The organism is Cronobacter turicensis (assembly GCF_041222865.1).
In the GTDB taxonomy this organism is placed as follows: Bacteria; Pseudomonadota; Gammaproteobacteria; order Enterobacterales; family Enterobacteriaceae; genus Cronobacter; species Cronobacter turicensis.
In genome coordinates this window covers 3,401,379-3,423,688 of sequence record NZ_CP165997.1, presented here as the reverse complement: position 1 = coordinate 3,423,688, position 22,310 = coordinate 3,401,379, and the positions used below count along the sequence as shown (strand labels likewise).

21 protein-coding genes are annotated in these 22,310 nt (G+C 56.7%); 13 read left to right on the top strand and 8 right to left on the bottom strand.

Annotated features, from left to right (window positions below; all coding sequences use genetic code 11):
• Positions 1-31 precede the first annotated feature (31 nt).
• On the top strand, positions 32-475 hold the full coding sequence (locus AB8W27_RS16385; RefSeq protein ID WP_071820264.1) for a DUF943 family protein: 444 nt from the start codon (positions 32-34) through the stop codon (positions 473-475).
• A gap of 72 nt (positions 476-547) precedes the next feature.
• Here the strand turns inward: AB8W27_RS16385 and AB8W27_RS16380 are convergent, their stop codons facing one another.
• The 3 genes from AB8W27_RS16380 to AB8W27_RS16370 all read right to left on the bottom strand — a co-directional run bounded on the left by AB8W27_RS16380 (position 548) and on the right by AB8W27_RS16370 (position 1,799).
• On the bottom strand, positions 548-976 hold the full coding sequence (locus AB8W27_RS16380) for a DUF943 family protein (RefSeq protein WP_012815419.1): 429 nt from the start codon (positions 974-976) through the stop codon (positions 548-550).
• Between the two features lie 69 nt (positions 977-1,045).
• Entirely contained in the window at positions 1,046-1,303 is a 258-nt protein-coding gene (locus AB8W27_RS16375; RefSeq protein WP_041924112.1) for a hypothetical protein, read from the bottom strand.
• The gene (locus tag AB8W27_RS16370) at positions 1,278-1,799 is read right to left on the bottom strand and encodes a DUF2778 domain-containing protein (RefSeq protein ID WP_012815420.1); all 522 of its coding nucleotides are present in this window, start codon (positions 1,797-1,799) and stop codon (positions 1,278-1,280) included. Before AB8W27_RS16370 ends, AB8W27_RS16375 begins: the two co-directional genes overlap by 26 nt.
• A gap of 341 nt (positions 1,800-2,140) precedes the next feature.
• Between AB8W27_RS16370 and AB8W27_RS16365 the strand changes: the two genes are divergently transcribed.
• The 3 genes from AB8W27_RS16365 (at position 2,141) to gap (ending at position 4,754) form a co-directional block, all read left to right on the top strand.
• On the top strand, positions 2,141-2,437 hold the full coding sequence (locus AB8W27_RS16365) for a hypothetical protein (protein WP_012815421.1): 297 nt from the start codon (positions 2,141-2,143) through the stop codon (positions 2,435-2,437).
• Between the two features lie 247 nt (positions 2,438-2,684).
• Positions 2,685-3,665, top strand: coding sequence for a GlxA family transcriptional regulator (locus AB8W27_RS16360; protein ID WP_041923228.1), 981 nt, complete (start codon positions 2,685-2,687; stop codon positions 3,663-3,665).
• A 78-nt stretch (positions 3,666-3,743) separates the two neighbouring features.
• Positions 3,744-4,754: a type I glyceraldehyde-3-phosphate dehydrogenase gene (gap, locus tag AB8W27_RS16355; RefSeq protein WP_012815423.1), complete on the top strand. Its 1,011-nt coding sequence runs from the start codon at positions 3,744-3,746 to the stop codon at positions 4,752-4,754.
• Positions 4,755-4,800: 46 nt separating this feature from the next.
• Here the strand turns inward: gap and AB8W27_RS16350 are convergent, their stop codons facing one another.
• Complete coding sequence (locus AB8W27_RS16350) at positions 4,801-5,205, bottom strand: RidA family protein (protein WP_007699216.1); 405 nt, start codon at positions 5,203-5,205, stop codon at positions 4,801-4,803.
• A gap of 143 nt (positions 5,206-5,348) precedes the next feature.
• Here AB8W27_RS16350 and AB8W27_RS16345 point away from each other — a divergent pair, with 143 nt between their 5' ends.
• From AB8W27_RS16345 to AB8W27_RS16330, 4 genes are all read left to right on the top strand, one after another.
• Positions 5,349-5,936 (top strand): TetR/AcrR family transcriptional regulator, encoded by a 588-nt coding sequence (locus tag AB8W27_RS16345; protein WP_012815424.1) that lies wholly within the window; start codon positions 5,349-5,351, stop codon positions 5,934-5,936.
• Between the two features lie 412 nt (positions 5,937-6,348).
• Positions 6,349-7,353, top strand: coding sequence for a hypothetical protein (locus AB8W27_RS16340; RefSeq protein WP_012815425.1), 1,005 nt, complete (start codon positions 6,349-6,351; stop codon positions 7,351-7,353).
• The gene (locus AB8W27_RS16335) at positions 7,353-8,285 is read left to right on the top strand and encodes an S-4TM family putative pore-forming effector (protein ID WP_012815426.1); all 933 of its coding nucleotides are present in this window, start codon (positions 7,353-7,355) and stop codon (positions 8,283-8,285) included. The genes AB8W27_RS16340 and AB8W27_RS16335 overlap by 1 nt, the downstream gene beginning before the upstream one ends.
• A gap of 408 nt (positions 8,286-8,693) precedes the next feature.
• Positions 8,694-9,611 (top strand): SDR family oxidoreductase, encoded by a 918-nt coding sequence (locus AB8W27_RS16330; protein WP_041923229.1) that lies wholly within the window; start codon positions 8,694-8,696, stop codon positions 9,609-9,611.
• A 3-nt stretch (positions 9,612-9,614) separates the two neighbouring features.
• Here the strand turns inward: AB8W27_RS16330 and AB8W27_RS16325 are convergent, their stop codons facing one another.
• On the bottom strand, positions 9,615-10,691 hold the full coding sequence (locus AB8W27_RS16325) for a LacI family DNA-binding transcriptional regulator (RefSeq protein ID WP_041923230.1): 1,077 nt from the start codon (positions 10,689-10,691) through the stop codon (positions 9,615-9,617).
• 246 nt (positions 10,692-10,937) lie between these two features.
• Between AB8W27_RS16325 and AB8W27_RS16320 the strand changes: the two genes are divergently transcribed.
• The 3 genes from AB8W27_RS16320 to AB8W27_RS16310 all read left to right on the top strand — a co-directional run bounded on the left by AB8W27_RS16320 (position 10,938) and on the right by AB8W27_RS16310 (position 17,315).
• Positions 10,938-14,069 (top strand): beta-galactosidase, encoded by a 3,132-nt coding sequence (locus AB8W27_RS16320; RefSeq protein WP_041923231.1) that lies wholly within the window; start codon positions 10,938-10,940, stop codon positions 14,067-14,069.
• Between the two features lie 68 nt (positions 14,070-14,137).
• Positions 14,138-15,403: an oligosaccharide MFS transporter gene (locus AB8W27_RS16315; RefSeq protein WP_041923232.1), complete on the top strand. Its 1,266-nt coding sequence runs from the start codon at positions 14,138-14,140 to the stop codon at positions 15,401-15,403.
• A gap of 211 nt (positions 15,404-15,614) precedes the next feature.
• Positions 15,615-17,315 (top strand): NAD-dependent malic enzyme, encoded by a 1,701-nt coding sequence (locus AB8W27_RS16310; RefSeq protein ID WP_041923233.1) that lies wholly within the window; start codon positions 15,615-15,617, stop codon positions 17,313-17,315.
• 51 nt (positions 17,316-17,366) lie between these two features.
• Here AB8W27_RS16310 and AB8W27_RS16305 read toward each other — a convergent pair whose 3' ends face one another.
• Complete coding sequence (locus AB8W27_RS16305; RefSeq protein ID WP_012815432.1) at positions 17,367-17,624, bottom strand: hypothetical protein; 258 nt, start codon at positions 17,622-17,624, stop codon at positions 17,367-17,369.
• 132 nt (positions 17,625-17,756) lie between these two features.
• On the bottom strand, positions 17,757-18,578 hold the full coding sequence (locus AB8W27_RS16300) for a TIM barrel protein (RefSeq protein WP_012815433.1): 822 nt from the start codon (positions 18,576-18,578) through the stop codon (positions 17,757-17,759).
• Positions 18,579-18,935: 357 nt separating this feature from the next.
• On the opposite strand from AB8W27_RS16300, the gene AB8W27_RS16295 reads away from it, so the two are divergent.
• Complete coding sequence (locus AB8W27_RS16295; protein WP_041923234.1) at positions 18,936-20,441, top strand: CoA-acylating methylmalonate-semialdehyde dehydrogenase; 1,506 nt, start codon at positions 18,936-18,938, stop codon at positions 20,439-20,441.
• Positions 20,442-20,459: 18 nt separating this feature from the next.
• Positions 20,460-21,269, top strand: coding sequence for a 5-deoxy-glucuronate isomerase (gene iolB / locus AB8W27_RS16290; protein WP_012815435.1), 810 nt, complete (start codon positions 20,460-20,462; stop codon positions 21,267-21,269).
• A 54-nt stretch (positions 21,270-21,323) separates the two neighbouring features.
• Here the strand turns inward: iolB and AB8W27_RS16285 are convergent, their stop codons facing one another.
• Positions 21,324-22,175, bottom strand: coding sequence for a MurR/RpiR family transcriptional regulator (locus AB8W27_RS16285; protein WP_012815436.1), 852 nt, complete (start codon positions 22,173-22,175; stop codon positions 21,324-21,326).
• Positions 22,176-22,310: the final 135 nt, after the last annotated feature.

Below are 22,310 nucleotides of genomic sequence, written 5' to 3'. Positions count from 1 at the left end.
CAGATGCGCAGTCAGGTAAAGACGTGTACTTATAAGCATCACGGCAGTAGGCGTAGCGCTGGCGGGAGTCTGGCAGTTGTGGGATGCCCTCGCACCGACAACAATTATCCGCGCGGATAGCCATGCCGTATACATTGAACATCCCCCCTTAACAACACGCGCTAAAATCGCCTGGTGGAACAAAAATAAAGATGTCCTGCAAGAGAAATATCATTTAATCGATGATCCTGAAAACGTTTCCGTAACCGTCATGTATTTCGGGGGCTATGTTGCCGCACCGACAGGTAGTAATGACGGCTCTATAGACGACTATAATTGCTTCGATGATATTAAAAGCGATAAAAAATGTATTTATAACGATGTCGTGATGAGGGTCGGAGGAGATTATAATAATAAACTGTTTTTTGGTGTTGATGGGAAATTCTACAGACAAACCCCTGATGGTCAACTGACGCTCCTGGAACGGTTCCGTTAGTAATTTTTTTTCCATAGATAAAAGTAAGACATTGAGCTTAGATTGCTCAATGTCTTACTTAGAAAATAATAATCACTTGATCTGTAAAGGTTGCTGACCCGACTCTTGTAACCAGATCTCGTCATCTATGCGGTATTCAGTGTTGCCGCTTCGGGTTTTACTGACAGACATCAGAATATTTTTATCGATGCAGTTACGAGGCGGAGCGATATCTGCGAAGCATAACCTGTCTGCTTTGCCTTCTTCCTGATACCCATTGCTCCAGGCAAACATATAGATATCTTTATCATTCAGATGATATTTATCTGAAAGCGCTTTGCTATTTTTTATCCACCAGTCGATTTTGGCTGAAGAGGATAACGGTAAATCGTTAACCAGGATTTGTGCAGTGAAATAATTTTGGTGTACATCAATAACTTTTATTGGCTTATTGATCCAGTAAATGATTGTAGCCATAGCGGCCAGAAAAACAGGGATAAGGGCAATGAGCCTCTTTTTCATTATGTTGCCTATGGTTAAGCCATGCTGCGCGGTAGTTAATGTCCCGAAAACGCTTTGGGGCAGGCAGCGTTATCCATGCCGCGACACCCATTTTTTCCACAATAACTTAACCAGAATAAACAACATCAGCGCGACGATGAAATCAGCCGTTGCCATCAATAGCCACCATAATTGCTGTGCATTCAGGAAACCAAGCCATTCTGCGCTGTCCACCAGCCTGTCTGTTTCCTGCCGGGTAAGTGGGCGCCAGAAATGTACGAGGGGGATAGTTATCAAATAAAGCACAACGAAAAGGAGAATATTAACCAACAGGACAATCGCTTTCATACGCCACCACTTCAATTTCTCCATAAGTCACGATGCCTTTCCCAAGTACGACTTTATTTGTTGCCAGTAATGCATTGCGCAACACCGCAAAATCGGAAGAGTGCTGCAACGTGATACATCCTAGTGATAAACCTTGTCCACCCACAGGGTGAAGACGAAAATTACCTCTTTTGACGTGGTTTATCCAGGTATAGTCATCAAGCTGGCCGTCTGCGCGGTAGAGTGCGAACCATTGAGTATGATCCGAAGGAGCACCTGATACGCTGTTCCATGAGTCTATGGCGCTTGTTCTCATTCTTGAGCCTGTGCCTCCTGCGGGCCTGTCTACGATAAGATAACGGCCTGGCGGTAAAGGACCTTTATCAGGCAGCGCGATGCATCCGCCTCGATTTCTGTATTTCGCGTCTCCTGAAAAAGCCATAAAGGTTCCAACGCCATACATCAGTAACGGCGAAAAATCAGCATTGTTTATTGTGAATTTCCCGAAAAGCGCCACAGCAGTATTCCTTTTTCAAAATCATCCATTAATTTCAATTGCTCTCTGGTATAGCAACATGAAGGCTAACGGCGATATATTACTTTACTCCTGCGGTTATGGCGGCGTGGAGCGCGTGTGTTCCACTCATTTAGGAATAACAATAAGGGGTTGTTGTTAGAGGGGAGGTTAATATTATTACGTCATCGGGTAATTAAATTCACTATTCGCTGATATTATGTTCTTTACTATTTTGCTTGCCCTGCATTATTACGCTTTTTAGCGCTTCGGTTATTTATTGTCTCCAGCACATTCCGCTTCCCTGTACTACCCTTTATTTTTAACCTGTTGAAGGAGGCACGATGGCACAGTCGCATCTGATCGATACCCTGGAATTTGGGCCGGAAAACGCGCCTGAGTGTAAATATGAAATCTACGGCGAGGATGACAAACAGCCGCAATACGCCACGCGGTTTGTGCGTGACGATAGCGGTGAATGGCAGCCGCAGCAGGACGAGATCCGCTTTGCCGCGCAGCAGGAGCAGCAGGCTGCCAGCAGCACCATGGATTACGGCTACAGCGACGGCGCGCCGGAGCTGCGCGATCTCCTGGCCGAAGCGAAAGAACACTGCGAGCGCGACTGGCAATCGCGGCAGTAACGCCAGCCCCGCTGCGCCAGCGGCGGGAATTTCCTTAAATAATGACGCAGCCTTGCGGCAAATCTGTACGTTATATTTCCCCTCTTCAGTCATGCCCGCTTCCCTTTTATTCCCTGCGATCGTGCTTATCCCATAAAGCGTTACCTGTGCTTAAGGCCAGGCAGACCACGCCATCACATGCGCTGAAAACGCCGAACGCTTAAATACCTGTGTTGACTTAATTTGTATAAAGCATATTTTTCAGGACATGAAAACTATTCTGATTATCGCCCCGGAAGGGGGCATGTTGCTGGAAGCGACCGGCATCGCCGATATCTTCACCCGGGCCAACCAGTTGCGGCCTGCGGATACCCCTGAGCCGCATTATCAGGTGACGCTTGCCACCACCCAGCCGCACCACGTCATCCACGGCGCCTCCGGCTTTAAGCTACTGGCGGAGCACCGCCTGTGCGATCTCGCGCCGCACACGCCGTTCGACACTGTCATTGTCACCGGCCGCGGGCTGACGGAAGAAGAGGGCGACCAGGTGGCGCAGTGGCTGTCCCAGGCGGCCCCGTATGCCCGGCGCGTGGTCTCGGTATGCGGCGGGGCGCTGCTGCTGGCGCAGGCCGGTCTGCTGGACGGACGGCGCGCCACCACCCACTGGCGGTTGCTCGATACGCTCGCCGCGCGCTTCCCGGCGGTGACGGTAGAGCGCGGGCCGATTTACGTGCAGGACGGCGACATCTGGACCTCCGCAGGCGTGACGTCGGGTTTTGACCTGACGCTGGCGTTGCTGGAAGAGGACGGCGGGTTTGAGCTGGCGCGTAACGTCGCCCAGGAGCTGGTGATGTATCTGCGCCGCCCCGGCGGTCAGTCGCAGTTCAGCCGCTATCTGCTGACCCAGGCGAAAACGCCAGGCCCAATCCGCGATCTCCAGGGCTGGATCCTTGAAAACCTGGCGCAGGATCTCAGCGTTGAGCGGCTGGCGGAGCAGGTGGCGATGAGCCCGCGCAATTTCACCCGCGTCTTTACCCGCGAAACCGGCGTGCCGCCCGCCCGCTATGTGGAAGAGGCGCGTCTCGACGCTGCCCGCCAGCGTCTGGAGCAGGGGAGCGAAAGCATTGAACAGGTGGCGACGCAGTGCGGTTTCGGCAACGCCATTAATCTGCGCCGCGTCTTTGAGCGCAACCTGCATCTCACGCCGTCGGACTACCGCGAACGCTTCTGCGCGCGTGCATTGGCGTAAAGTGATCTAATCTCGTCATTTACGCCATTCGCCCTCTGTTACACACTCTCTACAGAACGTTAACAGAGGAGCTTCATCATGGTTAAAGTAGGCATTAACGGATTTGGCCGTATCGGCCGCAACGTACTACGCGCCGCGCTGGGCAATGAGGCGTTTCAGGTCGTGGCGATTAACGATCTCACCGACAGCAAAACCTTGGCGCATCTGCTGAAACATGACTCCCTGCTCGGCACATTGCCGGCGACTGTAGAAGCGGGCGAAGGCGAGCTGAAGGTCGACGGGCGCGCCATCCGCGTCTTCTCCGAGCGCGACCCCGGCAATATTCCGTGGAGCAGCGTGGGCGTGGAAATTGTCATCGAAGCCACCGGTTTCTTTACCGACAAAGCCCAGGCCGAAGCGCATATCACCAAAGGCGGCGCGAAGCGCGTCATTATTTCGGCCCCCGCGAAAAACGACGACCTGACCATCGTAATGGGCGTTAACCATGAGCAGTACGATCCGGCGCGGCATCACGTGGTCAGCAACGGCAGCTGCACCACCAACGGCCTCGCGCCCGCAGCCCAGGTGCTGCATCAGCAGTTCGGCATTCAGCACGGCCTGATGAACACCACCCACGCTTACACCAACAGCCAGGCGCTTCACGACCAGCCGGAGAAAGATCTGCGCGGCGCGCGTGCGGCGGCGCTCTCCATCGTGCCTTACTCCAGCGGGGCGGCAAAGGCGATCGGCAAAGTGATCCCTGAACTCGACGGGCGCATGACGGGTTACTCGCTGCGCGTGCCGGTACCGGTAGTGTCGATTGTCGATCTCACCGTCACGCTCGCCCGCGATGTCACCGTGGAAGAGGTCAACGCCGCGTTCCTGAAGGCGTCCCAGGAAGGGCCGCTGAAAAACATTCTCGGTTACAGCGACGAACCGCTGGTCTCCAGCGACTACCGCGGCGATCCGCGCTCGTCCATTATCGACGGCCTCTCGACGCTGGTGATTGGCGGCAACATGGTCAAAATTCTCGCCTGGTATGATAACGAATGGGGCTTCTCAAACCGGCTGGTGGATCTGGCGCTGTTAATGGCGCGCCGCGGCCTGTAATGCGCCGTTGTTGATAAAAAGGATGGCCCTGAGCCATCCTTTTTTATTATGCGCGCGGCCCGTCCGGGATACGGGCAATCACTTTAATTTCAAAATCAAAACCTGCCAGCCAGTTGACGCCGACGGCGGTCCAGTTCGGGTACGGCGGCGCCGGGAAAATGGCCTGTTTAACCGCCATAATGGCCGGAAACTGGCGCTCAGGATCGGTATGAAACGTAGTGACATCCACCAGATCGTCAAAGGTACAACCGGCGGCGGCGAGCGTCGCGCGCAGGTTCTCAAACGCAAGCCGCACCTGGGCTTCAAAATCCGGCTCCGGCGTGCCGTCGGCGCGGCTGCCTACCTGGCCTGAAACAAACAGCAGATCGCCGCTGCGGATGGCGGCGGAGTAGCCGTGTTCTTCATACAGCGCATGACGGTTAGCGGGGAAAACGGGTTCACGAGAGGTCATAGGGTGTCCTGTTAACGGTTGGGCAAGAAGCCGGGTGCGCCTTGCCGGGAATTGATTTAATATACGCGGCGTATGTGAATAATCATTACACATACGCCGCGTATGTCAATTGAAATACGTCGCGTATGTGAAAAGGAGATCCTATGGCCGCAAAACGGCGCATCGACACCATGGAAGAAAACCGCGCGAAGCTCATCGCGGCGGCGCGTAAGGCGTTTGCTGAGAAAGGGTTTGCGGCCGCTTCAATGGATGAACTCACCGCCAGCGTCGGGCTGACGCGCGGCGCGCTGTATCATAATTTCGGCGATAAAAAAGGGCTGCTCGCCGCCGTGGTCGCCCAGGTGGACGGCGAGATGGCACAGCGCGCGAAAGCGGCCGCCGCAGGCGTGGAAGACCCGTGGGAAACGCTGATCGCCGAAGGCGTCGCCTATATTCAGATGGCGCTGGATGAAGAGGTGCGGCGCATCGTGCTGCTGGATGGCCCGGCGTTTCTGGGCGATCCGGCGCAGTGGCCGAGCCAGAATAGCTGCCTTGACGCCACGCGCGAGACGGTTATCAGCATGATGGCGCGCGGGATAATCAAACCGGTGGATGCCGACGCCGCCGCGCGGCTGCTGAATGGCGCGGCGCTCAATGCCGCGCTGTGGGTGGCGGCAAGCCCGTCTCCCGAAGAAGCGCTGCCGAAAATGATCGAGGTGTTTACGCTGCTGGCGGGCGGTCTTCGGGCCTGAATTGTCGGCGTTTTCCCTGAAAGAAAAAGGATGGCCTGGCGCCATCTTTTTTTGTCAGCTAAACCGAAAGAATGGATGCATCGTTACGGTCTACTCTTTGCCAGAAGCGGGAGTTATTCAGTCCACACAACATTAATTAGAGGGAAGCAGCTCAATGCTCAAAGCTTGATGAGTATGATTTTCAATGCATCATTAAAAATTTACAATCGCATTAATCCCGCATCATATCTGCTTTCACATGTATGCCTTGTTCTATATCAATAGAAATGAAAACTTGTTTAATGAAAACCACAACATAGTGCGTATAACATAAAAAACAAGCACCACATGTAGTGAGTTTTGATTTCCTGTACGGATTCCCTCCATATGGTTTACTTTGGCTTTACGTAGTACCAGAACAAGGAAAAAACAGATGTCTTATCAGGTTAGTACTGCTTTCAATAGCCTCATGAATAACTTTGTTAATCTAGATGCAGATGAAACACGCAACGGAAGAAGAAGCCGTGACTGGTTAGTCGATGAGCAGCTGACCAAGTTTCCAGATAAAGATGATGAATTCCCTCTTTTAAGCACTACGCCTAAAATGTGGTTTGGTTCATTTTCCAGAAGAACAAAAATTCGTGAACTTGATGATATAGATATGATGATTGTCATGCATGCTGAAGGCAGCACATACACTCAAAGCGGCAAAACCTTCTATATATCTCCCGGGACAAATTCCCGTTTTCAAAACTACCTGAACGAAACTGGTGAGTGGGTAAATTCACGCAGAGTCGTCAACAAATTTGTTTCATCGTTAAAATCTGTCTCTCAATACTCGAGCGCTGATAGCAAACGTCAAGGAGAGGCCGCAACTCTCAATTTGAAATCCTATTCATGGAATTTTGATATTGTTCCAGCCTTCATCACTACACCAGACAGCTATGGAAACACATTTTACCTGATCCCAGACGGCAGCGGTAACTGGAAACAGACCGACCCGCGTATTGATAAAAACCGTGCGACTAGAGTGAACCAAAAGCATAATGGTAAGGTATTGAACGTAATTCGATTAGTTAAGTATTGGAAGCGTAAGCGCGGCGTGCCTGCAATTGGCTCATATTTACTCGAAACTATTATGCTTAACCACTATGACGACCTTAACAAGGATTCAATGTCAGAATATCTCGCTATCGAATTTGCAGATGCTTTGCAAGCATTAGCTACTGCAATCGTCGGTTATGTTGGCGATCAAAAAAACTTCCAAGGTGATATAAACCATTTAAGTTCAGAAGAGCAGAAAAAGGTTCAAGAAATGGCATTTGAAGATGCCAATAATGCAAAAGAGGCTCTATCCATAGAGTTTACTGATCCAGAAAAATCTGGAAAAATATGGCAGAAAGTGTTAGGTAAAGATTTTCCAGTAGGAAACGCATAATGAACGATTTCTTTGAAAAGCAAAATGATCCTTATATGCTCAAACTTCTTGCTGGACAGCGTCAGATCTATTCTGATGTAAAATCTATACTAATGATAGGTTTTTGCGCGGGGGTGGTTGTCCCATCAATATTCTCATTAATCTTCTTTGTAATGAGTTTTTATCCAAGTTACACGGGTTCTTGGATAAAAACACTTCTTACGATCTATGGATTAGTATTCTTCATTATTAACCACTTTATAATGGAGCATATCAGCAATTGTAAGAAAAAAGCAGCTCGTATTCAGGAGGAGTATGATACCAGTTTGTTTAACATGGAATGGAATGACATCGTTGCTGGTAAAAAAACACCTGTTTCTGAAAATATAGAGTTTGCCCAGAAATATTTAGCTACTGAAGGTGATTGTCACCTCCGTAACTGGTACCTTAATTCTCCCCTGAGCGTTTCTGCTCCCTTAATGGTAATGCTCTGTCAAAGTAAGAACATGGGATGGGATGCAGGTTTGAAAAAGAAAACCTCAACATTACTGAGTGTTATTCTAGCGCTGAACATAATTATGTTTGCTATAACTTTTATTTTCACCAATCCGACATATCTACAATTTATTGCATTTGTGGCAATATTGCTTCCGACTTACCAATTTTATTATAGGTACGTTAGTGAGAATAAGAAATCTGTCGCCCGCGCAGACGAGCTTCGTATACTTGTTGAGAATACGCTAAGGCAAGTAGTAAAAGATCAAGCCTACGACAAAAAAGAGCTAGAAAAGCACTCGCGTTTAGTTCAGGACCAAATTTTTAACTACAGGGCGACAGGGAATCCGGTGCCTGATTTTATGCATAAATTAAATCGGACTAAAGACGAAGAACGATATGATCGGATATTCGAAGAATATGCTTCACAATTAGAAGATATTGCAACACCATCGTAGTAGTTCCTTTACCAATTATTTATTTTTTAGATGGTTATAATGTGTAGGAACATTGTTTTGAAAACTCTCACCAGAAGAGTGCTAGTTTAGGACTGAAAACCTTGAAAGCTCAAAAGTACGGGGAATGACAATCGGTGTGCTTACACTTCCCGTTGATTAACTCACCATAATTTGAAACATACTTAATCAGGGGCGAGAGTGACCATGGACGTCCGCTCCTCGACCTACCAAACCTCTATACACACGATTCTCCCTCAAACAAATCGGTTTCAGTTTCATCATTAACGTGCAGGTTAAAAAGCCCCTCTTTTTGCGTTCTGCGCATCCCGGTCCAGACTGAAAGCTGGGCCGCGCCGCCCTTCGGGCCTGAAGCGGCGCGGCAATCTGCTGATAAAAAGAGGGGCCGCTATGTCTGAAGAACGAATGATCAACACCACTATCGTTATCACCGGGGCGTCGAGCGGTTTTGGCCGCGGGGCTGCGCTGGCGCTCGCTAAACGCGGCGCGAACGTCGTGCTGGCGGCGCGTCGGGGCGAGGCACTGGAGGCGCTGGCACAGGAGATTAACGCTGACAACGGCCACGCGCTTGCGGTGGAAACGGACGTCAGCCAGCCGGATCAGGTGGAGCGCCTGGCGCAGGCGGCGATCGCGCGCTTCGGGCCGATTAACGTCTGGATCAATAACGTTGGCATCGGGGCGCTCGGCTGGTTCTGGGAGATCCCGGTAGCCGACCATGAGCGGCTGGTGGATGTGAACCTGAAAGGCGTGATTTACGGCGCGCACGTGGCGATGAAACATTTTATCGCCCAGGGCTTCGGCGTGCTGATCAATACCGGCTCGGTGGACAGCGAAGTGCCGCTGGCGTTTCAGTCGAGTTACGCCGCCACCAAAGCCGCCGTGCTGAGCCTCGGGCGCACCATTAACGAGGAGCTGCGGCTTAACGATTACCACGACATCAAAGTAGCGACCATCATGCCGTGGGCGGTGGATACGCCGTGGTGGACGCATGCCGCCAACTATACCGGCCACGCGCCGCGCATGGCCGCGATGGATTCGCCGGAAAAAGTCATCGAGGCGATGGTGAAAGCCTGCTTCAAACCGCAAGAGGAGATCCCGGTGGGCTGGAAGGCGCGCTCGTCGAATTTATCGCACCATCTGTTCCCGGATATGACGGAAAAACTCTCCGCTAACGTGATTAACCGCTCGGTGGAAAAAGCGCAGCCGCTGGCCCCGACGACCGGCGCTATCTATACGCCGATGGCGGACACCACCACCATTGACGGCGGCATTCGCGCGCGAATGAAGCAGGAAGATAAAGCGCGCTGAGGCTCAGCACTCGCGCAGGGCTTTCACCAGGCGCGCCATTTCATCGAGCAGCCGTTCGCGAGAGGCGTTGCGGTCGCCCCGCGGCGCGGTGGAGCGGCGCTCGATAAAGCGGGTCGGCAGCAGGGTAGAGCCACTCTCGCCGTGGCCCGTGAGGCGCGCCACCATGCGGCTCACCGCCTCTGCGCCGAGCCGGTTGAAATCCTGCTCGACGGTGGTAAGCGGCGGAATGAAATAGGCGCTGTCCGGCGTGTCGTCATAGCCAATCACCGAGACATCCTGCGGCACGCGCAGGCCCAGCTCATCCAGCGCGCTCATGGCGCCGAACGCCATCTGATCGTTCGCCACCACCAGCGCCGTGATATCGCGCCGGGTGCGGAACAGGCTCAGCGTCTGCCGCCAGGCGTCTTTCGAACTCCAGTCGCCGTGTAAGACCGCGCAGGGGGCCAGCCCGTGCGCGCTCAGCACGTCCTGCCAGCAGGCGAGACGCATGCCGGACGCCACCGAGTGTTCGGGCCCCGCGAGCAGCGCGATGCGCTGATGCCCGCCGCTCAGCAGAAACTCCACGCTCTGGCGCGAGCCGTCGCGCGGGTCAAAGCTCACGTGAAAGACGTCGCTGTCGGCGGGCACGTCGAGAAACAGGCACAGCAGATCGCTGTTGTCGTTAACGAGGCTTGCGGCCGCCTCCGCCCCGAGCGGCAGGTTGATAATGACGCCATCCACTTTTTGCGCGCGCATTTCATTGAGGGAGCGTTGTAGCTCCTCCAGCGCGCCGGTTTCCAGTGTGGCGATCACCACGCTGTAGTCCGCCCGCGCGGCGTGGCTTTTGATGGCGGCGGCAATCTGCGAGGGCGCATGCAGCGCCAGAGATACGGTGATAAACCCGAGCGTGCGGGTGGCTTTCCCCGCCAGCAGCTGCGCGCTGCGGTTTGGCACAAACTGCAAGGCGTCCATCGCGTCCAGCACCCGCTGGCGCGTCGCGGGCGAGACCATCTCCGGCTTATTAAGCACGCGCGACACCGTCTGGTGCGACACCCCGGCTTTCTGCGCCACGTCATCCAGCGTGCTGAGTCGTTTTTTCATCGCCATTCCTCTGCCTCTTGTCGCCGCAATGATCGGTGATGGCGCACGATAAAGTCAATTTATGGCGCGTAATGTCATGCGCTAACATCATGGCTGTGACGCAGATCGCAATTCACGATCCTGCGTGCGTCGCGATGTGATCCAGGATCGCATTATGCAACGCCGCCATTCGCGATCTGTCCGGTTTCCCGCCATGCTGATTCTTTATGTTAGCGCACGACATTTTTTGATTTCCAGGGAACCATCATGACAGAAAACCCCACCACGACCGCTTTTAACGAACTCCAGACGCGCCCGCTGGCGACGATCCTTGCCCGCAATGACTGGCAAAACCCGGCGATCACCAGCGTTAACCGTCTGCCGTCCCATACGCCGCTGCATGGCTGGCGCGACGCCGACCAGGCGCGTCGGGGAGAGCCGTCCGATGCCGTGCTGTCGCTCGACGGCGAATGGCAGTTCAGCTTTTTCACCAGCCCTCACCAGGTGCCGGAAGTCTGGCTGGCGGCCGATCTCAGCGACGCGCGCGCCACGCCGGTGCCGTCAAACTGGCAGATGGAAGGCTACGACACGCCGATCTACACCAACGTGCGCTACCCGATCCCGGTGAATCCGCCGTTTGTGCCGGATGACAACCCGACCGGCTGCTATTCGCGCGATATCGAGGTGCCGCAGGCGTGGCTGGAGGCGGGCCGCACGCGCATTGTCTTCGGCGGCGTGAATTCGGCGTTTTATCTCTGGTGTAACGGGCAGTGGGTGGGGTACTCGCAGGACAGTCGCCTGCCGGCGGAGTTCGATCTTACCGGCGTGCTGCACGCGGGCCGCAACCGCCTGTGCGTGCTGGTGCTGCGCTGGTCGGACGGCACTTATCTGGAAGATCAGGATATGTGGCGCATGAGCGGCATTTTCCGCCCGGTCAGCCTGCTGCATCTCCCGGAACAGGCGCTGGCCGATGTGCGCGTGCATACCGAACTTGCGCCGTCGCTGCGCCACGCCACGCTGTTCAGCGAGGTGGAAGTGACGCCCGCCGCGCGCGGGCTCAGCGTCAGTCTCGCGCTGTGGCGCGGTGATAACGAAATCGCGAGCCAGACGCTGCCGCTTGGCTCGGCCCCGATTGATGAGCGCGGCAACTACGCCGAGCGCGTAACGCTCTCGCTCGACGTTGACAACCCGCTGCTGTGGAGCGCCGAAGCGCCGCACCTGTACCGCGCGGTGGTGACGCTGCTGGACGCCGACGGCATACCGCTGGTCTCTGAGGCGCACGACGTCGGTTTTCGTCGCGTGGAAATCCACAACGGCCTGCTGACGCTCAACGGCCAGCCGCTGCTGATCCGCGGCGTTAACCGTCATGAGCACCACCCGGAAAAAGGCCAGGCGGTGGACGAGGCGGCGATGGTGCAGGATATCCTGCTGATGAAGCAGAACAACTTTAACGCCGTGCGCTGTTCCCATTACCCCAACCAGCCGCGCTGGTATGAGCTGTGCAGCCGCTACGGGCTGTACGTGGTGGATGAAGCCAATATTGAAACCCACGGCATGGAGCCGATGAGCCGTCTCTCGGACGATCCGGTGTGGCTGGGCGCCTACAGCGAGCGCGTTACCCGGATGGTGAAATGCAACCGTAACCACCCGAGCATTATTATCTGGTCGCTCGGCAATGAGTCAGGCAACGGCGCGACCCATACCGCGCTTTATAACTGGATCAAGCATCAGGACCCGACGCGTCCGGTGCAGTATGAAGGCGGCGGGGCGGATACCCGCGCGACCGACATCATCTGCCCGATGTACGCCCGCGTGGAGACCGACCAGCTTATTCCTGCGGTGCCGAAGTGGTCGATCAAAAAGTGGATTGCTATGCCTGGCGAAACCCGCCCGCTGATCCTCTGCGAATACGCGCACGCGATGGGCAACAGCCTGGGGAATTTCGCCGACTACTGGGCCGCGTTCCGCCAGTACCCGCGCCTTCAGGGCGGCTTTATCTGGGACTGGGCTGACCAGGCCATCACGCGCGTCGAGCCTGACGGCAACCGCTGGTGGGCCTACGGCGGCGATTTCGGCGACATGCCGAACGATCGTCAGTTCTGCATGAACGGGCTGGTCTTCCCGGACCGCACGCCGCACCCGGCGCTCTTTGAGGCGAAGCATCAGCAGCAGTTCTTCCAGTTCCGTCTGGTGGGCGAAAGCCCGCTGCAAATCGAGGTGACCAGCGAATACCTGTTCCGCGAGAGCGACAACGAGCGCCTGCTGTGGAGCATCGAGGTGCGCGGCGAGACGCGCCTGAGCGGGGAGCTGACGCTCTCCCTCGGCCCGCAGGCGTCCCGCGTGCTGACGCTCAGCGACACGGGCTTTAGCGCCCGCGCGGGCGACGAGGAAATCTGGCTGCATGTGCGCGTTGAACAGCCGCAGGCGACGCCGTGGTCGCCGGAAGGGCATCTCAGCGCCTGGGCGCAGTGGCCGCTCGCCGCGCCGCTCGCGCTGCCGGAGCCGGTTGCCGCAGGCGACGCGCCGCAGCTTGATATCACCGATGCGGAATTTGTCATTCGCCACGGCCGTCAGACCTGGCGCGTGAGCCGCGGCAGCGGCCAGCTGACGCAGTGGAGCGACGACGGCGTGGATCAGATGCTGACGCCGCTTGCCGATCAGTTCATCCGCGCGCCTATCGATAACGATATCGGCGTCAGCGAAGTGGAACGCATCGATCCGAACGCCTGGGTAGAGCGCTGGAAAGCCGCCGGGCTGTATGAGACCGAACACCGCTGCCTGGTCTGTGACGCGCAGACCACCCGCGACGGCGTGGAGGTGCGCGCGCAGCATGCGTACTTCGTAAAAGGCGTGGCGGACGGCCCGGCCATTCTCAGCTACTGGCGTATGGTGGTGGATAACCAGGGCGCGCTGCACTGCGATATTGACGTCGCGCGCAGCCCGGCGCTGCCGCCGCTGCCGCGCGCAGGCGTGGTCTGTCAGTTACGCGGCGGCGAAGAGACGGCAAGCTGGCTCGGCCTCGGACCGCATGAGAACTACCCGGATCGCCTGAGCAGCGCGTGCTTCTCGCGCTGGACGCTGCCGCTCGCGGAACTTACCACGCCGTATATTTTCCCGGGCGAAAACGGCCTGCGCTGCAACACGCGTGAGCTGACCTGGAATGGCTGGCAGGCCGAGGGCGAGTTTCATTTCTCGTTAAGCCCTTACGGCACGCGCCAGCTAATGGAAACCAGCCACTGGCATAAATTGCAGCCGGAAGCGGGTATCTGGCTGACGATTGACGGCTTCCATATGGGCGTCGGCGGCGATGACTCCTGGACGCCGAGCGTGCATCCGGAATATCTGCTGACCGCGCGGGAATACCGCTACCGCTTTACCCTGCGCAGACGGCAAGGCTGACAGGGCGCGACCGCCGGGGCGCGCCCCGGCGTTAACAACAAAAACAACCTCCACACAGAAGGTGAAAGATGAATAAGCCTGCCCTGACCCCGGTTGAAAAACAGAACTTCATATTCTTTTTGCTGTTCTTCTTTTTCTACTACTTCATTATGTCGGCCTACTTTCCGTTCTTCCCGGTGTGGCTGGCGGATGTCGCGCATCTCAGTAAAACGGATACCGGGATTGTGTTCTCGTGTATCTCGCTGTTCGCGATTATCTTCCAGCCGGTGTTTGGCCTGGTCTCCGACAAGCTCGGGCTGCGCAAACATCTGCTATGGACGATAACCGGTCTGCTGGTACTGTTCGCGCCGTTCTTTATCTTTGTGCTCAAGCCGCTGCTGGCCTTTAACATCTGGGTCGGGGCGCTGGTCGGCGGCTGCTATCTGGGGATTGTCTTCTCAAGCGGCTCCGGCGCGGTGGAGGCGTACATTGAGCGCGTCAGCCGCGCCAATAACTTTGAATATGGCAAAGTGCGCGTCTCCGGCTGCGTGGGCTGGGCGCTGTGCGCCTCGATGACCGGCATGCTGTTTGGCGTGAACCCCAATATTATCTTCTGGGTGGCGTCGGCGTGCGCGCTGATCCTGGCGGGCGTCCTGTGGTTCTCGCGTCCGGCGGGGGAGAGCGGCAACCTGATCTCCGGCACGAAGGAGACCAGCCAGGCGTTCTCGATGAAGCTCGTCAGCGAGCTGTTCAGAATGCGCAGCTTCTGGGCATTTATCATCTACGTGGTGGGCGTGGCGAGCGTGTATGACGTCTTTGACCAGCAGTTCGCCAACTTCTTTAAAGGCTTTTTCTCAAGCCCCGAGCGCGGCACCCAGATTTTCGGCTTCGTCACCACTGGCGGGGAGCTGCTCAACGCCACCGTGATGTTCTTCACGCCGTTTATCATCAACCGCATCGGCAGCAAAAATGCGCTGCTTATCGCGGGCGCGATCATGTCGGTGCGCATTATCGGCTCGTCGTTCGCTACCGCCGACTGGCAGGTGATCATCCTCAAAACGCTGCATATGTTTGAGCTGCCGTTCCTGCTGGTGGGCACGTTTAAATACATTTCCGCGGTCTTTGATCCGCGCCTTTCCGCCACGCTGTTTCTGGTGGGCTTTAACCTCTCCAAACAGCTCTCAGGCGTGGTGCTCTCCACCTGGGCGGGCCGGATGTATGACACCGTAGGCTTCCAGCAGACCTATCTGGTGCTTGGGCTTATCACGCTTGGCTTTACCGTGATTTCCTTCTTCACGCTGCAGGGCCGCCCGCGCCCGGCGCTTGAAAAATCCCCCGATTCTTCACTGGCCTGACGGCGACACCGTTCACGGGGGAGCGCGTCTCCCCCATATTCCGCCTGATGAATAAATTGCATGGCATTGATGCGACAAATCTGTCCATTTAAGGAAGAGTGACGGGCCGCTTTCTTATACACTATGTGCCGCTATGGTAATCCGCCCGTTCCGACGCGGCCTCCAGAAAGCCAATGGTGAGGCTTCTGCCGCGCAAAAAAGAGTGAGACAGATGGAAATCAAACACAAAAAAAACCGTTCGCTTTACATTCCCTACGCCGGCCCCGTTCTGCTGGAGTTCCCGCTGCTGAATAAAGGCAGCGCCTTCAGTATGGAGGAGCGCAGCAACTTCAACCTGCTGGGGCTGTTGCCGGAAGTGGTGGAAACCATTGAGGAGCAGGCGGAGCGCGCATGGCGACAGTTTGAAGATTTCAAAACGGATATTGATAAACACATTTATCTGCGCAACATCCAGGACACCAACGAAACCCTGTTCTATCGCCTGCTGGAAAACCATCTTGAAGTGATGATGCCCATCATCTACACCCCGACGGTGGGCTCGGCCTGCGAACGGTTTTCCGAGATCTACCGCCGCGCCCGCGGAGTGTTCATCTCCTGGCCGAACCGCCACAACATGGATGACATCCTGCAGAACGTGCCTATCCATAACATCAAAGTGATCGTGGTGACCGACGGCGAGCGTATTCTCGGCCTCGGCGACCAGGGCATCGGCGGCATGGGCATTCCTATCGGCAAGCTGTCGCTCTACACCGCCTGCGGCGGTATCAGCCCGGCGTATACGCTGCCTATTGTGCTCGATGCCGGCACCAACAACCAGCAACTGCTGAACGACCCGCTCTACATGGGCTGGCGTCACCCGCGCATCACCGACGACGAGTACTACGCGTTCGTCGATGACTTCATCCAGGCGGTAAAACAGCGCTGGCCGAACGTGCTGTTGCAGTTTGAAGATTTCGCGCAGAAAAACGCGATGCCGTTGCTTGAGCGTTATCGCGACGAGATCTGCTGCTTTAACGATGATATTCAGGGCACCGCGGCGGTGACGCTCGGCACGCTGATTGCCGCGAGCCGCGCGGCGGGCAGCCAGCTCAGCGAGCAGAAAATCGTCTTCCTGGGCGCAGGCTCCGCCGGGTGCGGCATCGCCGAGCAGATCATCGCCTGGATGCGCACCGAAGGCGGCTTAAGCGACGAGCAGGCGCGCGCCCGCGTCTATATGGTCGACCGTTTCGGCCTGCTGACCGACAACATGCCGAACCTGCTGTCGTTCCAGTCGAAGCTGGTGCAAAAACGCGACAGCCTTCAGGGCTGGGATACGCAGAGCGATTCGATCTCACTGCTGGATGTGGTACGCAACGCCAAACCGGACATTCTCATCGGGGTGTCCGGCCAGACTGGCCTTTTCACCGAAGAGATCATCCGCGAGATGCACAAGCACTGCGCGCGCCCGATTGTCATGCCGCTCTCTAACCCGACCTCGCGCGTTGAGGCGACGCCGCACGACATCCTGAACTGGACCGACGGCGCGGCGCTGGTGGCGACGGGCAGCCCGTTCCAGCCGGTGACGGTGAAAGAGAAAACCTACCCGATTGCGCAGTGTAACAACGCCTATATCTTCCCTGGCATCGGGCTTGGGATTATTTCGTCCGGCGCGCTGCGCGTAACCGATGAAATGATGATGGCGGCGAGTGAAGCGCTGGCCTCGCATTCGCCGCTGGTCAATACCGGCAGCGGGCTGGTGCTGCCGCCGCTGACTGACATTCAGGCGGTGTCGAAGGATATCGCGTTTGCGGTAGGCAAAATGGCGCAGCAGCAGGGTGTGGCGGTGAAAACCTCCGCCGAGGCGCTGTTACAGGCCATTGAAGATAACTTCTGGCTGCCGGAATACCGCAGCTACCGCCGCACCTCTATCTGATGCGGCTTTACGCTGGCGCGCCTGCGCCAGCGTCTCTTCCCGCCGTTTGTTTTAGCCGCCCCAGCGCGCCCACAGCGTTCTGCCCGCCACGGTCGTTATCAGCGAACAGATAACCGACACCACCGCCAGCTCAATAAAATAGGCGTTAAAATCATCAAGGAAAGGCACCACGTTCACCATGGCAGCGACGTCGCGTAGCTCGCGGGTGTGCAGCAGCGCGAACAGCATATGCGGGATATTCAGGAAGAAAAAAATAAACAGCAGACAAAAGATAATGGATTCAATGGTGTTGGCAGGGGTGACTCTCATTGACGCGCCCGGTTCTCAATAAAGGACAACCCCGACGACGCCTGTCGCCGCGGGGTCTGGCCTCGCATCATACCTGAAACCGCGCCCCGACCACAGGTGATTTTATCGCCGGTTTTCGGCCGCGCTGAGCCCTCAGGCCACGTGCTCTTGCACGCGTGCGATGCTGTTGACTATCTCGCGCTCAATATCCGCTTCGCGCCATGACGCCATGGATGAAGAGAACGGCTCGAACGCGTAAATGCCCTGATAGCCGCGCGCCTCCAGCGCCTTAATCTGCGCTACCGTCTTCAGCCTGTCGTCCGGCATCAGCATCAGGCGCTGATCGTCGGTCAGCGTCTCAAGCGGGCGCGGATCGTTAACGCCTGAGAGGTGCACCAGCCCTATCATCGACACATCCACCTGTGAAAGCGCCTGCGCCGCCTGCGGGTAGAGCGCATGGTGAAAGGTGTCGATCAGCAGCTTAAACGGCACGCTGGCGTCGCGGATTAACGTCTGCGCTTCGGCCGCCGAACGCAGCGAGCTTTGCGGAAAACCGAGCGGCTCCACCAGTCCGTCAATACCGTATTCCGCGAACCGTGGGGCGAGATCCTGTAACGCCGCCAGGGTTTCCGCCGGCCCGACAGGCGTGCCGTCGTTTAATGGACAGAGCACCAGCCCCGCCGCGCCCACCGCCTGCGCATCTTTCAGCAGTGACTCGGTCAGCTCGCGTACCGCGGGCGTGCGCTGGTTAAACGGGTAGACGGCGTTAATGGTGACAATCTCAATCTCATAGCGCGCCGCCAGTTCGCGCACCTGCTCAGGGCTCAGATCGTCGGTGACCTTGCCGCTGGCCATATCGTTACGCAGCTCGACCTTATTCAGCCCAAGCCGGTTCACCAGTTTAAAAAACGCCGGGATATCCAGCGCCGGGGCAATTTTGCGGTTAACGCAGAAACGGTGCAGTGCAATGGTCATCGTACTCTCCTGAAAGCAACAGAATGAAAGACTGGCCTGCCTGTAATCAAAACATTTATTTCATATTTCGCAATATTTGAAATTCTGCTTCTTTGATCGGCTTCGCAAAAAAGAAGGAGTAGAGGCCGGTTTTGCTTTGCGGCAGCCGCTTATCCCGCTAATTTTCAGGGGATAATGGTATGTGATGGTCAGGCCAGGGATGCAATGCCGTAGAAAATGCGACTATGGTCACCAAAAGTAAATTTCATTTATATTTTTATTGAAATATTCATTTCATTTAGCCAGGATAAGGACAGACGTTTTTACGCGAGCCCCTACGGCTCCCGCATTGACCCCCTCCAGACGACGAGGCTAAGCATGAATATCACAGGAAACTTTATCGGCGGAAAAACCTGCAACAGCAGCAGCGGCCAGACGGTGCCGGTCTTCGATCCGGCGACGGGCAAACCGGTGCGCGAGCTCACGCAATCCACGGCCCAGGAGGTCTCGGCGGCGATTCAGGTCGCTCATGAGGCGTTTACCGGCTGGGCCAATACCACGCCGCTGCGCCGCGCCAGGGTGCTGTTTCATTTCAAAATGCTGCTTGAGAAACATGCCGACGAGCTGGCGGCGATTATCGTCAGCGAACACGGCAAGGTCTGGTCAGACGCCATGGGCGAGCTGACGCGCGGCATGGAAGTGGTGGAGTTCGCCTGTGGCATTCCGCACCTGATTAAAGGGGAATACTCCTCCGATGTCGGCACCCGCGTCGACAGCTACTCGCTGATGCAGCCGCTCGGCGTGGTGGCGGGGATCACGCCGTTTAACTTCCCGGCGATGGTGCCGATGTGGATGTTCCCGATAGCGCTCGCCTGCGGCAACAGCTTTGTGCTGAAACCGCCTGCGCTGGCGCCGACCGCCGCGGTGCGTCTCGCTGAGCTGCTGTCAGAAGCCGGGCTGCCGGACGGCGTGTTCAACGTGGTGCATTGCAGTAATGAGGATGCCGAACAGCTCTACACCGATCCGCGTATCGCGGCGGTCAGCTTTGTCGGCTCGTCCGGCGTGGCGGAGCATATCTACAAAACCGCCAGCGCTTACGGTAAACGCGTGCAGGCGTTCGGCGCGGCGAAAAACCACGCCATCGTCATGCCGGATGCCGATCTCGACGCCACAGTGAACGCTATCATGGGCGGCGCGTTTGGTTCGGCAGGCGAGCGCTGCATGGCGCTGCCGATTGTGGTCGCGGTGGGCGACGAAACGGCGGATAAACTGATTGCGCGCTTAACGCCGCTGGTGGAAGCGCTGAAAGTCGGGCCGGGCTGTATGCGCGGGCCGGAAGAGAATGAAATGGGACCGGTGGTTTCCGACGCTCACCAGAAAAAAGTGCTGGGCTATATTGAAAAGGGCGTCAGCGAAGGCGCGAAACTGGTGGTCGATGGCCGCACATTCCGCCTGCCGGGCTATGAAGCGGGTTACTACGTCGGCGGCACGCTGTTTGATAACGTGACGCCGGAAATGGTTATCTGGCGCGAAGAGATTTTCGGGCCGGTGCTCGGCATTGTTCGCGCGCCGGATTACGCGCGCGCGCTGGCGCTTATCAACAGCCATGAATTTGGCAACGGCAGCGCGATTTTCACCAGCAACGGGCATACGGCGCGTGAATTCGTGCATGACGTTCAGGCGGGGATGGTGGGCGTCAATGTGCCAGTGCCGGTGCCGATGGCGTTCCACAGTTTCGGCGGCTGGAAGCGTTCGGTCTTCGGCGCGTTGAATGTCCACGGGCCGGACGGCGTGCGGTTCTATACCCGCATGAAAACCGCCACGGTGCGCTGGCCGCAGGGGCAACAGACCGTCTCTGAATTCAGTATGCCGACGCTGGGTTAAGCTTTTCCAGGAGGAGCCATGTCGTTACTTGCAAAGGCGCAGCGCGACGCGCGCCATTTACAGCATATCACCCCGGAAAGCGCCGGCTGGCGCTATATCGGCTTCGATGTCTGGATGTTGAAACAGGGCGAAACGGTCACGCTTGAGAGCGGCGACCGGGAGCTGTGCCTGGTGCTGGTGGCGGGTTTTGCCTCGGTGAAAACACGCCACGCGGAGTTTCCGGGCCTCGGCGGGCGAATGTCGCCGTTTGAGCGCACGCCGCCGTGGTCGGTCTACGTGCCGCCGCAGGAGCGCGTCGAAGTGACCGCCGATTCCGATCTGGAGCTTGCCGTGTGCAGCGCGCCGGGCAAGGGCACGCTGCCTGCAAGGGTGATTACGCCTGAAGAGGTGGGCGTCGAGCATCGCGGTAAAGGGCGTAACCAGCGCCTGGTGCATAACATTCTGCCGGACAGCGGCGAGGCGGACTGTCTGCTGGTGGTGGAGGTCTATACCGACGAGGGCGCCACCAGCTCCTGGCCTGCGCACAAGCACGATACGCCGGTGCCAGGAAAAGAGACGCAGCTTGAAGAGACCTACTACCACCGTTTCGATCCGTCGCAGGGGTTCGCCTTCCAGCGGGTATACACCGACGACCGCAGCCTGGATGCCTGCATGGCGCCTTACAATCACGATGTGGTGATGGTGCCGCGCGGTTATCATCCGGTGGCGGCGGTCGCGGGCTATGACAGCTATTACCTGAACGTGATGGCCGGGCCGGATCGCAAATGGCTGTTTACCTGGGAAGAGGATCACGCCTGGATTAACAGCGACGACTATCCACGGCGTTAAGCCTGCATAAAAAAACGGCCCATTCGGGCCGTTTTTTATTGCGTTGGCGAGGCGTCAGGCCGTCTGCTGCGTGGTCTTGCTGTTGTTAAGCGCCAGCGAGACGGCGAGCGTCTGGGCGAGACAGAGCGAGGCCACCTGTGAGCGAAACCCATCCACCTGCGCTTCGCGCACCACAAAACAGACATCGCTGAAGGCGGCAAGCGGGCTCACCTGGCTGTCGGTTATCGCAATCTGGCGCGCTTTGCGCTGCGCGCCGAGCTCCACCAGTTCGACCACTTCGCGGGAGTACGGCGAGAAGCTCACCGCCACCACCACGTCTTTCGGCCCCACCAGACTTAACTGTTCGGTAAACATGCCGCCCAGCCCGTCTATCAGAAACGCTTTACGGTCGAGATGACGCAGCGCGTAAGTGAGATAGGACGCGACGCTGAACGACCGGCGCAGGCCAATCACGTAGATATTCTCCGCCTCGGCCAGCAGCCTGACGGCTTTCTCCAGATCTTCCGGCGCCATTTGCATCGCCAGTTGTTGCAGCGCCTGGGAGTTCACCATCGTAAACATGCTGAGGATTTCGCCCGGCGTTTCCGGCGCGCTGGTCTCTTCGCTGGCGGTCTGGCGGAACAGGCGCGCGCGTTCGGTATAATTGGCCGTTTCTTCCATCAGATGCTGTCTGAACATCTGTTTCATTTCATTGAAGCCGCTGAAACCAAACGCATTGGCGAAACGGATAAGCGTCGATGGCGGCACATCCGCCTGCTGGGCGATAGAGGCGACGGTATCGAACGCCACGCTGTTGCTGTTATCAAGAATGTAGCGCGCCACCTGTTTGAGTCGTTTGCTGAGATCGTCATACCGGCGACGAATTTCATCCTGAAGGATGGAGAGCTGGGTCGGATTATTTGCCATGTATCGTGCCTGATAAAAAAGGGGGAAAAAGGAAAGCTTGTGTCAGTGTATCAAATGAAGCGAAATTTTCATTTTCCCGGATGAAATACGCGATTCATTTCACGAAGCAGGAAAGCGCGGAGCGACGGGGCCGCT

Excerpts from the sequence above, each read along its gene's own strand:
- AB8W27_RS16380 (WP_012815419.1), bottom strand. The coding sequence starts at position 976 with ATGAAAAAGAGGCTCATTGCCCTTATCCCTGTTTTTCTGGCCGCTATG.
- AB8W27_RS16375 (WP_041924112.1), bottom strand. The coding sequence starts at position 1,303 with ATGAAAGCGATTGTCCTGTTGGTTAATATTCTCCTTTTCGTTGTGCTT.
- AB8W27_RS16365 (WP_012815421.1), top strand. The coding sequence starts at position 2,141 with ATGGCACAGTCGCATCTGATCGATACCCTGGAATTTGGGCCGGAAAAC.
- AB8W27_RS16360 (WP_041923228.1), top strand. The coding sequence starts at position 2,685 with ATGAAAACTATTCTGATTATCGCCCCGGAAGGGGGCATGTTGCTGGAA.
- gap (WP_012815423.1), top strand. The coding sequence starts at position 3,744 with ATGGTTAAAGTAGGCATTAACGGATTTGGCCGTATCGGCCGCAACGTA.
- AB8W27_RS16350 (WP_007699216.1), bottom strand. The coding sequence starts at position 5,205 with ATGACCTCTCGTGAACCCGTTTTCCCCGCTAACCGTCATGCGCTGTAT.
- AB8W27_RS16345 (WP_012815424.1), top strand. The coding sequence starts at position 5,349 with ATGGCCGCAAAACGGCGCATCGACACCATGGAAGAAAACCGCGCGAAG.
- AB8W27_RS16340 (WP_012815425.1), top strand. The coding sequence starts at position 6,349 with ATGTCTTATCAGGTTAGTACTGCTTTCAATAGCCTCATGAATAACTTT.
- AB8W27_RS16335 (WP_012815426.1), top strand. The coding sequence starts at position 7,353 with ATGAACGATTTCTTTGAAAAGCAAAATGATCCTTATATGCTCAAACTT.
- AB8W27_RS16330 (WP_041923229.1), top strand. The coding sequence starts at position 8,694 with ATGTCTGAAGAACGAATGATCAACACCACTATCGTTATCACCGGGGCG.
- AB8W27_RS16325 (WP_041923230.1), bottom strand. The coding sequence starts at position 10,691 with ATGAAAAAACGACTCAGCACGCTGGATGACGTGGCGCAGAAAGCCGGG.
- AB8W27_RS16320 (WP_041923231.1), top strand. The coding sequence starts at position 10,938 with ATGACAGAAAACCCCACCACGACCGCTTTTAACGAACTCCAGACGCGC.
- AB8W27_RS16315 (WP_041923232.1), top strand. The coding sequence starts at position 14,138 with ATGAATAAGCCTGCCCTGACCCCGGTTGAAAAACAGAACTTCATATTC.
- AB8W27_RS16310 (WP_041923233.1), top strand. The coding sequence starts at position 15,615 with ATGGAAATCAAACACAAAAAAAACCGTTCGCTTTACATTCCCTACGCC.
- AB8W27_RS16305 (WP_012815432.1), bottom strand. The coding sequence starts at position 17,624 with ATGAGAGTCACCCCTGCCAACACCATTGAATCCATTATCTTTTGTCTG.
- AB8W27_RS16300 (WP_012815433.1), bottom strand. The coding sequence starts at position 18,578 with ATGACCATTGCACTGCACCGTTTCTGCGTTAACCGCAAAATTGCCCCG.
- AB8W27_RS16295 (WP_041923234.1), top strand. The coding sequence starts at position 18,936 with ATGAATATCACAGGAAACTTTATCGGCGGAAAAACCTGCAACAGCAGC.
- iolB (WP_012815435.1), top strand. The coding sequence starts at position 20,460 with ATGTCGTTACTTGCAAAGGCGCAGCGCGACGCGCGCCATTTACAGCAT.
- AB8W27_RS16285 (WP_012815436.1), bottom strand. The coding sequence starts at position 22,175 with ATGGCAAATAATCCGACCCAGCTCTCCATCCTTCAGGATGAAATTCGT.